Source organism: Streptomyces sp. NPDC048507 (genome assembly GCF_043199995.1).
Taxonomy (GTDB): domain Bacteria; phylum Actinomycetota; class Actinomycetes; order Streptomycetales; family Streptomycetaceae; genus Streptomyces.
Genome location: NZ_JBICWZ010000006.1, coordinates 263,079 through 275,582, shown reverse-complemented (window position 1 = coordinate 275,582; position 12,504 = coordinate 263,079). Strand labels below are relative to the sequence as shown.

The following is a 12,504-nucleotide window of genomic DNA, read 5'->3' as shown; positions in this document are numbered from 1 at the left end:
GCCGCGGGCCGGAAGGCCCGGGCCGCGGATCCGGCGTCCGGGAGACCCGTGCCGGGCTCACTCCCCGGTGCGCAGCGCCTTCGTCAGGAGGGCGCCCGCGACGATCAGGGCCGTGCCCAGCCACCACACGTTGTCGAAGATCAGCACCGCGATGCCGATCGGCACCAGCAGCCCGGCCAGCGGCACCAGCACGGCGGCCCGGCCCGGCCCCGGTTCGCCCCGCGCGCGGGAGCGCACGACGCCCGGGTACCAGACGGTGAAGCGGAGCGCGGCGGCGATGGCCAGGATCTGGACGATCCAGCCGGTCCAGACGTTGTTCGGGTTGTGCAGCACCAGGTCCCCGTAGCCGCCGGCCAGCGCCGCCACCAGGAAGGCCAGTCCCCATACGCCGGTGATCACGTAGTTGGTCCGCAGGAAGGCCGGCGTGTGCCACAGGGACGGGTCCGCCTGCTCCCGGGCGTACGGGAGGGTGAACGGCATCCGCAGCGCCATCGAGCCGAAGGCGATCGCGGTGAGGGCGAGGTTCGAGACCTCTCCCGCGTACGTCTCCAGCCAGCGCAGCGTGCCCTGTCCGGCCAGGGCGCCGATGACGGCCATGGCCCCGAAGAAGACCACGTCCGCCAGTTCCAGCAGTTTCCAGGAGCTGCCCCGGTGGACCAGCCGGCCGGCGGCGACCAGGACGACGACCGAGGCCAGCGCCAGGCCCACCGCGAGCTCGAACCGCCCCGGTCCCACCAGCAGCGAGAAGACGATCCACGGCGCCATCCCGACCACCGGGTTCTCCAGGATCCCGGAAACCCGGCCGGTGAACGTGCCGTACGCCTGCGTGCCCATCCTCCCAGCCTGCGCGCCGCGGGGGCGGGCGGCCAGTCGCGGGGGACCGGCCCCGGGCCCGGCCCCGGGAGGACGCCGGGGCCCGGCCGGGCGGCGCACGCGTTCAGGCCACCAGGACCGCGCGGCGGGCCGTGGCCGCCTCGATCAGCGCCGCCATCACCCGGGTGTCCTTGTCCCGCTCCGGGTGCCACTGGACGCCCACGACCCAGCGGGAGCGGTCCGGGTCCTCGATCGCCTCCACCGTGCCGTCCTCGGCGTACGCCGAGACGACCAGGCCGCGGCCCAGCCGGTCCACGGCCTGGTGGTGGTAGGTCGGGACCTCCGCCACCTCCGGGACCAGCGCCGCGTAGCGGGTCCCGGCGACCGGGCGCACCGGGTGCCAGGAGGTGACGCCGGGGGTGTCGACGTGGCCGTCGATGTGCTGGATGAGCGTGCCGCCGAGGGCCACGTTGAGGGCCTGCATGCCCCGGCAGATCCCCAGGAAAGGCGTGCCGGACTCCAGGGCCGCCCCGGTCAGGGCCAGTTCCCACTCGTCGCGCACCGTGGCGGGCGCTCCCGTACGGGGGTCGCGCGCGGCCCCGTAACGCAGCGGGTCCACGTCCGGGCCGCCCGCGACGATCAGGCCGTCCACCCGGCCCAGCACCTCCGCCGCCCGCGCCGTTTCGTCCGGCGGCAGCAGCACGGCCGCGCCGCCGGCCGCCTGGACGAGCTCGTAGTACCCGGTCGGGACGAGGGAGGTGGGCAGGTCCCACACGCCGTAGCGGGTGGATTCCTCGACGTAGGTGGTGATGCCGATGAGCGGCCTGGGCACGGTGATACCTCCAGGGTGGTGCCGGACAGCGGAAACGGGGCCAGGATTTCAGTCGCGGGTCAACTCCGCCTCGGCTGCCGCAAGCGCGGCGAACTCCTCCTCGGGCGCGGAGGCGACCAGGTGGTGGCGACTGTAGAAGGCGAAGTAGGCGAGGGCGACGGCGTACACGGCGAGCGCGATGAACGCCGCGTCCTTGTCCACCAGGAAGGTGGCCACCAGCGCCGACAGGGCGAGCACGAAGGCGACGGAGGAGGTCAGGACGCCGCCGGGGGTGCGGTAGGGGCGTTCCAGGCCGGGCTCGCGGCGCCGCAGCACGATGTGCGAGAGGGCCATCAGGGCGTAGGAGATGGTCGCTCCGAACACCGCGATGTTCAGCATCCGCGCGCCGTTGCCGGTGGCCGCCGCGAGGGCGAAGCCGATCGCCCCGGGAATCACCAGTCCGAGGTACGGGGCCTTGCGCCGGGAGGTGAGCGAGAGGAAGCGCGGCAGGTATCCGGCGCGGGAGAGCGCGAACAGCTGGCGGGAGCCCGCGTAGATGAGGGAGAAGAAGGAGGCGACGAGGCCGGCGAGACCCGCGTAGTTGACGAAGCGGCTCAGCGCGGTCGGTCCTCCGTCGCCCTCCAGCGCCACGACGAGCGGGTTGCCCGCGGACCGCACGGCGTCCGCGCCGTGGGCGCCGGTGGCGGCGAAGAAGGTGATCAGGGCGAGCAGGGCCAGGATGCCCATGGCGATGGCGAGGGCCTTCGGCATGGAGCGGACCGGGTCCTTGGCCTCCTCGGCGGCGAGCGGTACGCCCTCGACGCCGAGGAAGAACCACATGCCGAAGGGGAACGCGGCCCAGATGCCGAGGACGCCGAACGGCAGCCAGGAACTGGAGCCGAACGCGCCGGTGTCCACCGCGATGTCGTCGAGGGAGCCCGCGTCGAAATCGGTGAGCGCCCCGAACGCGAAGATCAGCAGCGCGGCGACGGCTATGGCGGTGACGACCAGGCTGAAGCGCAGGGCCTCGCCCACGCCCCACAGGTGGACGCCGATGAAGACGACGAAGCAGCCCAGGTAGACGGGCCAGCTGGAGGTGAGCCCGAACAGGCCGAGGGATTCGACGTAGTCGCCGATGAAGATGACGATGGCCGCCGGGGCGAGGATGTACTCGATGAGGATGGCCGTACCGGTGAGGAAGCCGCCCCAGGGGCCCAGCGCGCGGCGGGCGAAGCCGTAGCCGCCGCCCGCCGTGGGCAGGATCGTGGACAGCTCGGCGAGGGAGAAGACCAGACAGGCGTACATGGCGCCCATCAGGACCGTGGCGATGGCCAGGCCGCCGAAACCGCCCTTGTCCAGGCCGACGTTCCAGCCGGAGAAGTCGCCCGAGACGACGTAGGCCACGCCGAGGCCGGTCAGCAGCAGCCAGCCGGCGCTGCCGCGGCGCAGGGTGCGGCGCTCCAGGTAGGCGGCGTCCGCGTCCCCGGGGGAGGGCGGCGCGGATGCGGGTGCGGATGCGGTGTCGTCGGCCATGTGCGCTCCTGCCTAGGGCAATGCGATGCAATGGTTGTGAGGCGTACCTTTGCGTCCGGGGTGTGGCGGGCGCAAGACCCTGGCGTTAAAGAGCGGTTACGAATCCGCCCCGCCCCGCTGAGCACCCCCCCGCTGAGCGCCCGCCCCGCCCCTCAGGCCAGGAACCCGCGCAGCAGGGCCGCCGTGCCGCAGCAGTGCTCGCGCATCACGGCCCGGGCCCCCTCGGCGTCCCGCTCCAGCACCGCCTCCACCAGCGCGGTGTGCTGCTGCTGCGAGTGCTCCAGGTTGCGCACCAGCAGCGGGATGCAGTCCAGCAGGTCGTTCACGGTGGCCCGGACGGCCGCGTACTGGGCCGTCAGGGAGGCCGACCCGGCGAGCTCGCACAGCGTGAGGTGGAAGAGGGTGTCCTGGCGGCGGTAGTCGGCGAGCGGGGCGTCGTGGGTGGCGGTGAGCGCGCGCAGCAGCCGCTCGGTGCCCTCCTCCGTCAGGCCGTGCACGGCGCACAGTCCGGCCGCTCCCACCTCCAGCACCTCGCGGAAGCGCAGCGCGTCCTCGATGTCCACCCCCGCGACCCGCCGGCGCAGCTCCTCCTCGGCGCCGCCGGCCGGGGTGTCGGGGCGGGTCCGTACGAACGTCCCGCCGTAGCGGCCGCGCCGGGCCTCGACCAGCCCCTGGTCCTGGAGCACCTTCAGCACCTCGCGCAGGGTGACCCGGCTGATCCCCATCCGCTCCGCCAGCTCGCGCTCCGGCGGCAGCCGTTCCCCGCCCGGCACCAGACCCAGCCGGACCACCTGGAGGATCTGTTCGAGGGCCTCCTCGAAACCGTTGCCCGCCCGCACCTGCCGCAGTACGGGATTCAGCCGCGCGATCGCGCCACCCTCGCCCGCCGTGTCGGTCATCTCGGCCCCTCCCCTTCCCAAGCAATGGTCTCATTCAATACCTTAGGCGCACTCGGCTCACCGAAGGAGAGATTCCAGTGGTAGACCGCAAGCCCCCGCTCGCGCCCGAGGAGCTTCGCGCCCTCGTTGCGAGCGGCGAGATCGACACCGTCGTCCTGGCCTTCCCCGACATGCAGGGACGCCTCCAGGGCAAGCGGTTCGCCGCCCAGTTCTTCCTCGACGAGGTCCTCGACCACGGCACCGAGGGCTGCAACTACCTCCTCGCCGTCGACACGGACATGAACACCGTCGACGGCTACGAGATGTCCTCCTGGGACCGCGGCTACGGCGACTTCGCCATGCACCCGGACCTCGCCACCCTGCGCCGCATCCCCTGGAACCCCGGCAGTGCCTTCGTCCTGGCCGACCTCGCCTGGAACGACGGCTCGCCCGTGGTCGCCGCGCCCCGCCAGATCCTGCGCCGCCAGCTGGAACGCCTCGCCGGACACGGCTACACGGCGGCCGTCGGCACCGAGCTGGAGTTCATGGTCTTCCGGGACACCTACGAAGAGGCCTGGAACGCCGACTACCGCGGGCTGACCCCGGCCAACCAGTACAACATCGACTACTCGGTCCTCGGCACCGGCCGCGTCGAACCCCTGCTGCGGCGCATCCGCAACGAGATGCAGGCCGCCGGCCTGGTCGTGGAGTCCGCCAAGGGCGAGTGCAACCTCGGCCAGCACGAGATCGTCTTCCGCTACGACGAGGCGCTCACCACCTGCGACCAGCACTCCCTCTACAAGACGGGAGCCAAGGAGATCGCCGCCCAGGAAGGCGTCTCGCTCACCTTCATGGCCAAGTACGACGAGCGCGAGGGCAACTCCTGTCACATCCACCTCTCGCTGGTCGACGCCGACGGCAACAACGCCATGGCGGGTGACGGCGCCGGCGGCATGTCACCCGTGATGCGGCACTTCCTGGCCGGGCAGCTCGCAGCCCTGCGCGACTTCTCCCTTCTCTACGCCCCCAACATCAATTCGTACAAGCGTTTCCGCCCGGGATCCTTCGCCCCGACGGCGGTCGCCTGGGGCCTCGACAACCGCACCTGCGCCCTGCGCGTGGTCGGCCACGGCCGCTCCACCCGCTTCGAGAACCGCCTCCCCGGCGGCGACGTCAACCCCTACCTCGCCGTCTCCGGCCTGATCGCGGCCGGCCTCTACGGCATCGAGAACCGCCTCGAACTCCCCGAGGCCTGTACCGGCAACGCCTACACCGGCGACTACGCACACGTACCGGCCACCCTGCGCGAGGCCGCGGAGCTCTGGGAGAACAGCGAGATCGCCAAGGCGGCCTTCGGCCCCGAAGTCGTCGCGCACTACCGCAACATGGCCCGCGTCGAACTCGACGCCTACGACTCGGCCGTCACCGACTGGGAACTGCGCCGCTCCTTCGAACGCCTGTGACCCCGGGCCGCTGCCCCGGCCCGCAGCCCCGGCGACAGCCCCGCCCGTAGCCCCGCTCACCGAACCACTGAGAGGCACCACGTGTCCGACGCGCTGGAAGTCCTGAATCCGGCCACCGAGGAAATCGTCGCCACCGTCCCGGCCGCCACACGGGACGACGTCGACGCCGCCGTCGTACGGGCCGCCGCGGCCCAGCGCGGATGGGCGGCCGCCGCCCCCGCCGACCGGGCCAGACTCCTGCGGCGCTTCGCCGCGGTCGTCGACGGACACCTGGAGGAACTGGCACGGCTGGAGGTCAGGGAGGCCGGCCACACCATCGGCAACGCCCGCTGGGAAGCGGGCAACGTACGCGACCTGCTGGACTTCGCCGCCGGGGGAGTGGAGCGCCTCTCGGGCCGTCAGATCCCGGTCGCGGGCGGCATCGACGTCACCTTCCTCGAACCCCTCGGCGTCATCGGCGTGATCGCGCCCTGGAACTTCCCCATGCCGATCGCCGCCTGGGGCCTGGCCCCCGCCCTCGCCGCGGGCAACGCCGTCCTCCTCAAGCCCGCCGAGACCACCCCGCTCACCGCCCTGCGCCTCGCCGAACTCGCCCTCGAAGCCGGGATCCCCGAGCACCTCTTCCAGGTGCTCCCCGGGCACGGAGCGGTCGCCGGGGACGCCCTGGTCGAGCACCCCGGAGTCGCGAAGATCGTCTTCACCGGCTCCACCCGCGTCGGCAAGCAGATCATGTCCAAGTGCGCCGAACGGGTGAAGCGGATCACCCTCGAACTCGGCGGCAAGAGCCCCAACATCGTCTTCGCCGACGCCGACCTGGAAGCCGCGGCGGCCGCCGCGCCCATGGCCTTCCTCGACAACACCGGCCAGGACTGCTGCGCGCGCACCCGGATCCTCGTCCAGCGCTCCGCCTACGACCGGTTCCTGGAGCTCGTCGCCCCGGGCATCGAGAGCGTGGTCGTCGGCGACCCGGCCGACGAGAAGACCCAGATGGGGCCGCTGATCTCGCGGATCCAGCTGGACCGCGTACGGTCCTACGTCACCGACGACCTCACCGCGGTCCGCGGCACCGCCCCCGAGGGACCCGGATTCTGGTACCCGCCGACCCTCGTCACCGGCGCCGCCCCCACCGCGCCGGTCGCCGCCGAGGAGGTCTTCGGCCCGGTCGCCGTCGTCCTGCCCTTCGAGGACGAGGAGGACGCCGTACGCCTGGCCAACGCGACCGCGTACGGACTCTCCGGCTCCCTGTGGACCCGCGACCTCGGCCGCGCCCTGCGCGTCTCGCGCGCCGTCCAGGCCGGCAACCTCTCCGTCAACTCCCACTCCAGCGTCCGCTACTGGACCCCCTTCGGCGGCTACAAGCAGTCCGGGCTCGGCCGCGAGCTCGGACCGGACGCCCTCACCGCCTTCACCGAAACCAAGAACGTCTTCATCAGCACGGAGGCCTGACCAGCATGTCGAACGAAGAGATCATCTGCCGCCGCCTCGTCGGCCGCACCGCCGTCATCACCGGAGCGGGCAGCGGCATCGGCCTCGCCACCGCCCGGCGCCTGGCCTCCGAGGGGGCGAACATCGTCTGCGCCGACATCGACGAGCGGGCCGGCAAGGCCGCCGCCGAGGAGGTCGGCGGCACCTTCGTCCAGGTCGACGTCACCGACCAGGAGCAGGTCGAGGCCCTGTTCAAGGCCGCCTTCGACACCTACGGATCCGTCGACATCGCCTTCAACAACGCCGGCATCTCGCCCCCCGACGACGACTCCATCCTCACCACCGGGCTCGACGCCTGGCGCCGCGTCCAGGACGTCAACCTCACCTCCGTCTACCTGTGCTGCAAGGCCGCCCTGCCCTACATGCAGCGCCAGGGCCGCGGCTCCATCATCAACACCGCCTCCTTCGTCGCCGTCATGGGCGCCGCCACCTCCCAGATCTCCTACACCGCCTCCAAGGGCGGCGTCCTCGCCATGTCCCGCGAACTCGGCGTCCAGTTCGCCCGCGAGGGCATCCGCGTCAACGCCCTGTGCCCGGGCCCCGTCAACACCCCGCTGCTCCAGGAACTGTTCGCCAAGGACCCCGAGCGGGCCGCCCGCCGCCTCGTGCACATCCCGCTCGGCCGGTTCGCCGAGCCCACCGAGATCGCCGCCGCCGTGGCCTTCCTCGCCAGTGACGACTCCTCCTTCATCAACGCCACCGACTTCCTCGTCGACGGCGGGATCTCCGGCGCGTACGTCACTCCTCTCTAAACGTTCACCCCCGCACCACCCACCGGACAGCCGGGCGTCGCACGACGCCCGGCTGTCGTGCTCTAACGTCCGCGACGATCTTCATCAGAATCAGGAGTGACCACCTCAGTGACCCGACCCAGCTCCCCCCGCCGGTTCCAGGCCGCCGCCGCGGCCGCCCTGGCCGCCGGCGCCCTCGTCGCCGCCACCGCACCCGCCGCCCAGGCGACGACGGCCCGCCCCGGCGCGCACTGCACCACCCCGCAGCTCGCGGCCGGCTGGTACGGGGACAACCAGGCCCGCCTGCAGCAGCTGATCGACCAGTACGGCAGCTGCAACCCGTACCGGCCCGACCGGACCAAGCCCGTCGCCGTCTTCGACTGGGACAACACCGTCGTCAAGAACGACGTCGGGGACGCCACCATGTTCTGGCTGCTGCGCAACGGCAAGATACGCCAGCCCGCGGGCGGCGACTGGACCACCACCAGCCGCTACCTCACCCCCGCCGCCGCCCGGGCCCTGGCCACCGCATGCGGCCCGCTCGCCCGCCCCGGCACCCCGCTGCCCACCGGCACCCCGCGGGGCGCGGCCTGCGCCGACGAACTGAACGCCGTCTACGGCACCGCCGCCACCCGGACCGGCGCCGCGGCCTTCGCCGGCTGGGACCGCCGTACGATCGAACCCGCCTACGCCTGGCTGCCGCAGCTGACGCAGGGCTGGACCGCGGCCCAGGTGCGCGGCTTCGCCGCCGCAGCCCGCGCCGAGAACCTCGCCGCGCCCGTCGGAGCCACGCAGCGGGTCGGCACGAGCACCGCCGCCACCGGCTGGGTCCGCTACTACGACCAGCAGCGCGACCTGATCAAGGGCCTCCGGCAGGCCGGCTTCGACGTGTGGATCAGCTCCGCCTCCCCGCAGCCCGTCGTCGAGGTCTGGGCCCAGGGCGTCGGCGTCAAGGCCGACCACGTCATCGGCATCCGCAACACCACCACCCGGGGCGGCGCGTTCACCGCCCACCTCCAGGGCTGCGGGTCCGTCAAGGACGGCGCCGACACGATGATCACGTACGTCGACGGCAAGCGCTGCTGGATCAACAAGGAGGTCTTCGGGGTCCGCGGCGCGGCCGCCGAGAAGGTCCAGCCCGCCGCCCGCCGGCAGGTCTTCGCCGCCGGTGACTCCGACACCGACATCTCGTTCCTGCGCGACGCCACCGCCCTGCGGCTCGTCGTCAACCGCAACAAGAACGAGCTGATGTGCCGCGCGTACGACAACAGCGACGGCAAGTGGATCGTGAACCCCATGTTCATCGAGCCGAAGAAGCAGAAGAGCAGCCCCTACCCCTGCTCCACCACGGGCTACGTCGACCACGACGGCACGCCCGGCCCCGTCCGCCGGGGCGACACCAGCGTCGTCCCCGACCAGACGGACCGCGTCTTCTAGCGCGGGCGGAACCCTGGCGGCCTCTGAGGCCTCGGAGCCCCCGGGGGCCTCAGAGGAAGGTGCGGCCCTCGCCCCGGTACGTCGGGGCGGTGGCCGTCACCCGGTCGCCCTCGACCAGGTGCAGCGTCTCGAAGCGCTCGCACAGCTCACCGGCCTTCGCGTGCCGGAACCAGACCCGGTCGCCGATCAGCAGATCGTCGGCCGGGCTCCCCAGCAGCGGCGTCTGCACCTCGCCCGCGCCCTCCTGCGGGTCGTAGCGCAGCCCGGCCGGCAGGTACGGCACGGGCAGCCGGTCCGCGCCCGGAGCGCCCGACGCCGGATAGCCCCCGCCCAGCACGGTCACCACGCCCACCCCCGGCCGGCGCACCACGGGCTGCGCGAACAGCGCCGCCGGACGGCCCCGGAACGAGGTGTAGTTGTCGAACAGGCGCGGCACGTACAGCCCCGACCCGGCGGCGATCTCGGTCACCGCGTCCTCGGCGGCCGTCTCGGCCACGCTCCCGGTGCCACCGCCGTTGACGAACTCCAGGTCCGGCACCACCGCGCGCACGGCCCGCACCACCTCGGCCCGCCGCGCCGCCAGCTCCCGGCGCGCCGCCCCCTGCATCAGCCGGATCATCCGCGACCGCACCGGCCGCCCGGCCGGCGCGTCCCCGACCCCGGCGATGTGGCCCTCGTAGCCCATCAGCCCCACCACCCGGAACCCGGGCCGCTCGTTCACCGTCCGCGCCAGTGCGGCCAGTTGCCCCGGCTCCCGCAGCGGCGAGCGCCGCGCGCCGACCCGGACCCGGCCGCCGAGCAGGTGCAGGGCCGTGTCGAGCTCCAGGCAGACCCGGACCTCCTCCGCGCCCCCGTCGCGCGCGCGGTCGATCAGGTCCAGCTGCGCAGGATCGTCCACCATCACCGTCACGGCGGCGGCCAGCTTCGAGTCGTGCGCCAGCTCCCCGAATGCGGCCCGGTCGGCCGACGGATAGGCGAGCAGCACGTCCTCGAACCCGGACCGGGCCAGCCACAGCGACTCCGCGAGCGTGTACGACATGATCCCGGCGAACCCCGGCCGCGCCAGGACCCGTTCCAGCAGCGCCCGGCACCGCACCGACTTGCTGGCCACCCGTACCGGCTTGCCGCCCGCCCGGCGCACGAGGTCGTCGGCGTTGGCGTCGAAGGCGTCGAGGTCCACGAGGGCCAGGGGCGCGTCGAGGTGCGCGGTCGCCCGGTCGTACCGAGCCCGGTCGGAAGTCATGGGCGGCAGCTTGCCAGACGCTTCTACCGGTGGGTAGGCCCCGGCCGGGACGGGGGCCGCGCCCGGGGACCGTAGAGTACGGGCAGGCAGCCGTACGGAACGGGGGGCGGAGCCGCCGCATGACCACGTCGACACCACGGACCGAGGTCCTCGGCGAGCCCGGACCGCCCGCGGACCCGGCCCCGCGCCGCCGCCCCGGCCGGATCGTGGCCGCCGCCCTGTGCGGCCTGCTCGGCGCCGGCCTCCTCGCGGGCGCCGCCGCCGGCGCCTGGCGCCAACACCGCGCCGACCAGCGCCCCGTGACCCCCGGCGCGGCCTACCGCGCGGCCGCCGGCCTCTGGCACACCGCCCCTGCCGACGGCCTCCTGCCGCCCGTGCTCGACGCCCCCGACAGCGGCCCCGGCGGCGCCGACCGCAGCTGGATTCGGCTCGCGCTCGCCCCCGACGCCGACTGCGCGGCCGCGCTCCCCGCCGACTGGCGGGCCGCCCTCGCCGCGACCGGCTGCACCCGGGTGCTCCGCGCCACCTACACCGACGCCACCCGCAGTTCCCTGGTCACCGTCGGCCTGGTCTTCACCCCCGCCGACGCCACCGCCATGAACGGCCTGCGCGGACGGCTCCCCGTTCCGCCCGCCTACGCGTACGCCGACACCCGCCGGGCCGCCTGGACGGCGGGCGTCGCCGCCGCGGCCCCGGCCGTCGTCTACGCCGTCTCCGCCTTCGCCGACGGCCGGGCCGTGGACGCGCCGGTGCCCGCCGAGGAGGCCGCCCGCCAGGGTGCCACCGGGGCCGTCGCCGAAGCGGGCCTCGGTCACGGGGCCCGCTCCGTCGCCGACCGGATCGAACACGCCCTCGCCGCCCTCGCGGCCCCGCCCGCCTCGTCCGCCCCGCCCACGGCGACCCCGGAGCACCGCGGATGACCCCCGCCCGCCGCGCGGCCGCCCGCGCCACCGGCGCGCTGGCCCTGGCCGCCCTGCTGACCGGGCTCGCCGTACCGCCGGCCGCCGCCGACACCATCCGCGACCGCCAGTGGGGGCTGCTGGCCCTGCGCGCCGAGGAGGCCTGGGGCACCACCCGGGGCGACGGGATCACCGTCGCCGTCCTCGACACCGGCGTCGACGCCACCCACCCCGACCTGAACGGGCAGGTGCTCGACGGCACCGACCTCGTCGGCATGGGCGCCGGCCGCGGCGAGCGCGCCTGGGCCCGGCACGGCACCGCGATGGCGAGCATCATCGCGGGCCACGGCCACGGCCCCGACCGCTCCCAAGGCGTCCTCGGCATCGCCCCCCAGGCCCGGATCCTCCCGGTCCGGGTGATCCTGGAGGAGGGCGACCCCGGCCGCGCCCGGGCCCGCGACAGCAAGTCCGGCGCCCTCGCCGAGGGCATCCGCTGGGCCGCCGACCACGGCGCCGACGTGATCAACCTCTCGCTCGGCGACGACAGCGACACCGCCCACCACGAGTCCGCCGAGGACGAGGCCGTCCAGTACGCCCTCGGCAAGGGCGTGGTCGTCGTCGCCTCCTGCGGCAACGGCGGCGAACGCGGCGACCACACCTCCTACCCGGCCGCCTACCCCGGGGTCATCGCCGTCGCCGCCGTCGACCGGCAGGGCCGCAAGGCCCCCTTCTCCACCAGCCACTGGTACGCCGGCGTCAGCGCCCCGGGCGTCGACGTGGTCATCGCCGACCCCGACCGGGCCTACTACGAGGGCTGGGGCACCAGCGCCGCCGCCGCCTTCGTCTCCGGCGTCGTCGCCCTCGTCAAGGCGGCGCACCCGGGCCTCTCCCCGGCGCAGGTCAAGAGGCTGCTGGAGGACACCGCCACCGGCGGCCCGGCCGGCGGCCGCGACGACGCCCGCGGCCACGGCACCGTCGACGCCGTCGCGGCCCTCCAGGCCGCCGCCCGGCTGCGCCCCGAGGCCGCCGCCCCGGCCCCCGTCCCGGCCGGCCGCCGCTACTTCGGCCCGGGCCCCGACCCCGTCCGCCCGCCCGAACGGCGGCCGTTGCTCGGCGTGGGCGCGGCGGCCGCCGGGGGAGCGGCCCTGCTGGTGCTGGCCGCCGTACTGGCCCGGCGGCCGCGCCCGGCCCGGCGGGATAGGGTCGGGTAA

11 protein-coding genes are annotated in these 12,504 nt (G+C 74.1%); 6 read left to right on the top strand and 5 right to left on the bottom strand.

Features of this window, described 5'->3' with window-relative positions; genetic code table 11:
- Window positions 1-57: 57 nt before the first annotated feature.
- The 4 genes from ACGFXC_RS19260 to ACGFXC_RS19245 form a co-directional block, all read right to left on the bottom strand.
- Window positions 58-834 (bottom strand): hypothetical protein, encoded by a 777-nt coding sequence (locus tag ACGFXC_RS19260; protein WP_393714250.1) that lies wholly within the window; start codon window positions 832-834, stop codon window positions 58-60.
- Between the two features lie 103 nt (window positions 835-937).
- A complete protein-coding gene (locus ACGFXC_RS19255) occupies window positions 938-1,645 on the bottom strand; it encodes a gamma-glutamyl-gamma-aminobutyrate hydrolase family protein (RefSeq protein WP_393714248.1) in 708 nt (235 codons plus the stop codon).
- Between the two features lie 48 nt (window positions 1,646-1,693).
- Window positions 1,694-3,157, bottom strand: a complete 1,464-nt coding sequence (eat, locus tag ACGFXC_RS19250) for an ethanolamine permease (RefSeq protein ID WP_393714246.1) — start codon at window positions 3,155-3,157, stop codon at window positions 1,694-1,696.
- 152 nt (window positions 3,158-3,309) lie between these two features.
- Window positions 3,310-4,056: a FadR/GntR family transcriptional regulator gene (locus ACGFXC_RS19245; protein WP_393714244.1), complete on the bottom strand. Its 747-nt coding sequence runs from the start codon at window positions 4,054-4,056 to the stop codon at window positions 3,310-3,312.
- Window positions 4,057-4,133: 77 nt separating this feature from the next.
- On the opposite strand from ACGFXC_RS19245, the gene ACGFXC_RS19240 reads away from it, so the two are divergent.
- The 4 genes from ACGFXC_RS19240 (at window position 4,134) to ACGFXC_RS19225 (ending at window position 9,151) form a co-directional block, all read left to right on the top strand.
- Entirely contained in the window at window positions 4,134-5,498 is a 1,365-nt protein-coding gene (locus tag ACGFXC_RS19240) for a glutamine synthetase family protein (RefSeq protein WP_393714242.1), read from the top strand.
- A gap of 81 nt (window positions 5,499-5,579) precedes the next feature.
- Entirely contained in the window at window positions 5,580-6,944 is a 1,365-nt protein-coding gene (locus tag ACGFXC_RS19235) for an aldehyde dehydrogenase family protein (RefSeq protein WP_393714240.1), read from the top strand.
- A 5-nt stretch (window positions 6,945-6,949) separates the two neighbouring features.
- Window positions 6,950-7,735 (top strand): 3-oxoacyl-ACP reductase, encoded by a 786-nt coding sequence (locus tag ACGFXC_RS19230; protein WP_393714238.1) that lies wholly within the window; start codon window positions 6,950-6,952, stop codon window positions 7,733-7,735.
- 108 nt (window positions 7,736-7,843) lie between these two features.
- A complete protein-coding gene (locus ACGFXC_RS19225; RefSeq protein ID WP_393714236.1) occupies window positions 7,844-9,151 on the top strand; it encodes a haloacid dehalogenase-like hydrolase in 1,308 nt (435 codons plus the stop codon).
- A gap of 49 nt (window positions 9,152-9,200) precedes the next feature.
- Here the strand turns inward: ACGFXC_RS19225 and ACGFXC_RS19220 are convergent, their stop codons facing one another.
- Window positions 9,201-10,394: an amino acid deaminase/aldolase gene (locus ACGFXC_RS19220; RefSeq protein WP_393714234.1), complete on the bottom strand. Its 1,194-nt coding sequence runs from the start codon at window positions 10,392-10,394 to the stop codon at window positions 9,201-9,203.
- A gap of 119 nt (window positions 10,395-10,513) precedes the next feature.
- Here ACGFXC_RS19220 and ACGFXC_RS19215 point away from each other — a divergent pair, with 119 nt between their 5' ends.
- Window positions 10,514-11,314 carry a hypothetical protein gene (locus tag ACGFXC_RS19215; protein WP_393714232.1) on the top strand — a complete coding sequence of 267 codons (801 nt, stop codon included), beginning with the start codon at window positions 10,514-10,516 and terminating at the stop codon, window positions 11,312-11,314.
- On the top strand, window positions 11,311-12,504 hold the full coding sequence (gene mycP / locus ACGFXC_RS19210) for a type VII secretion-associated serine protease mycosin (protein ID WP_393714230.1): 1,194 nt from the start codon (window positions 11,311-11,313) through the stop codon (window positions 12,502-12,504). The genes ACGFXC_RS19215 and mycP overlap by 4 nt, the downstream gene beginning before the upstream one ends.

Coding starts and splice junctions, on each gene's coding strand:
- ACGFXC_RS19220 (WP_393714234.1), bottom strand. CDS start 10,394: ATGACTTCCGACCGGGCTCGGTACGACCGGGCGACCGCGCACCTCGAC.
- eat (WP_393714246.1), bottom strand. CDS start 3,157: ATGGCCGACGACACCGCATCCGCACCCGCATCCGCGCCGCCCTCCCCC.
- ACGFXC_RS19230 (WP_393714238.1), top strand. CDS start 6,950: ATGTCGAACGAAGAGATCATCTGCCGCCGCCTCGTCGGCCGCACCGCC.
- ACGFXC_RS19260 (WP_393714250.1), bottom strand. CDS start 834: ATGGGCACGCAGGCGTACGGCACGTTCACCGGCCGGGTTTCCGGGATC.
- mycP (WP_393714230.1), top strand. CDS start 11,311: ATGACCCCCGCCCGCCGCGCGGCCGCCCGCGCCACCGGCGCGCTGGCC.
- ACGFXC_RS19245 (WP_393714244.1), bottom strand. CDS start 4,056: ATGACCGACACGGCGGGCGAGGGTGGCGCGATCGCGCGGCTGAATCCC.
- ACGFXC_RS19215 (WP_393714232.1), top strand. CDS start 10,514: ATGACCACGTCGACACCACGGACCGAGGTCCTCGGCGAGCCCGGACCG.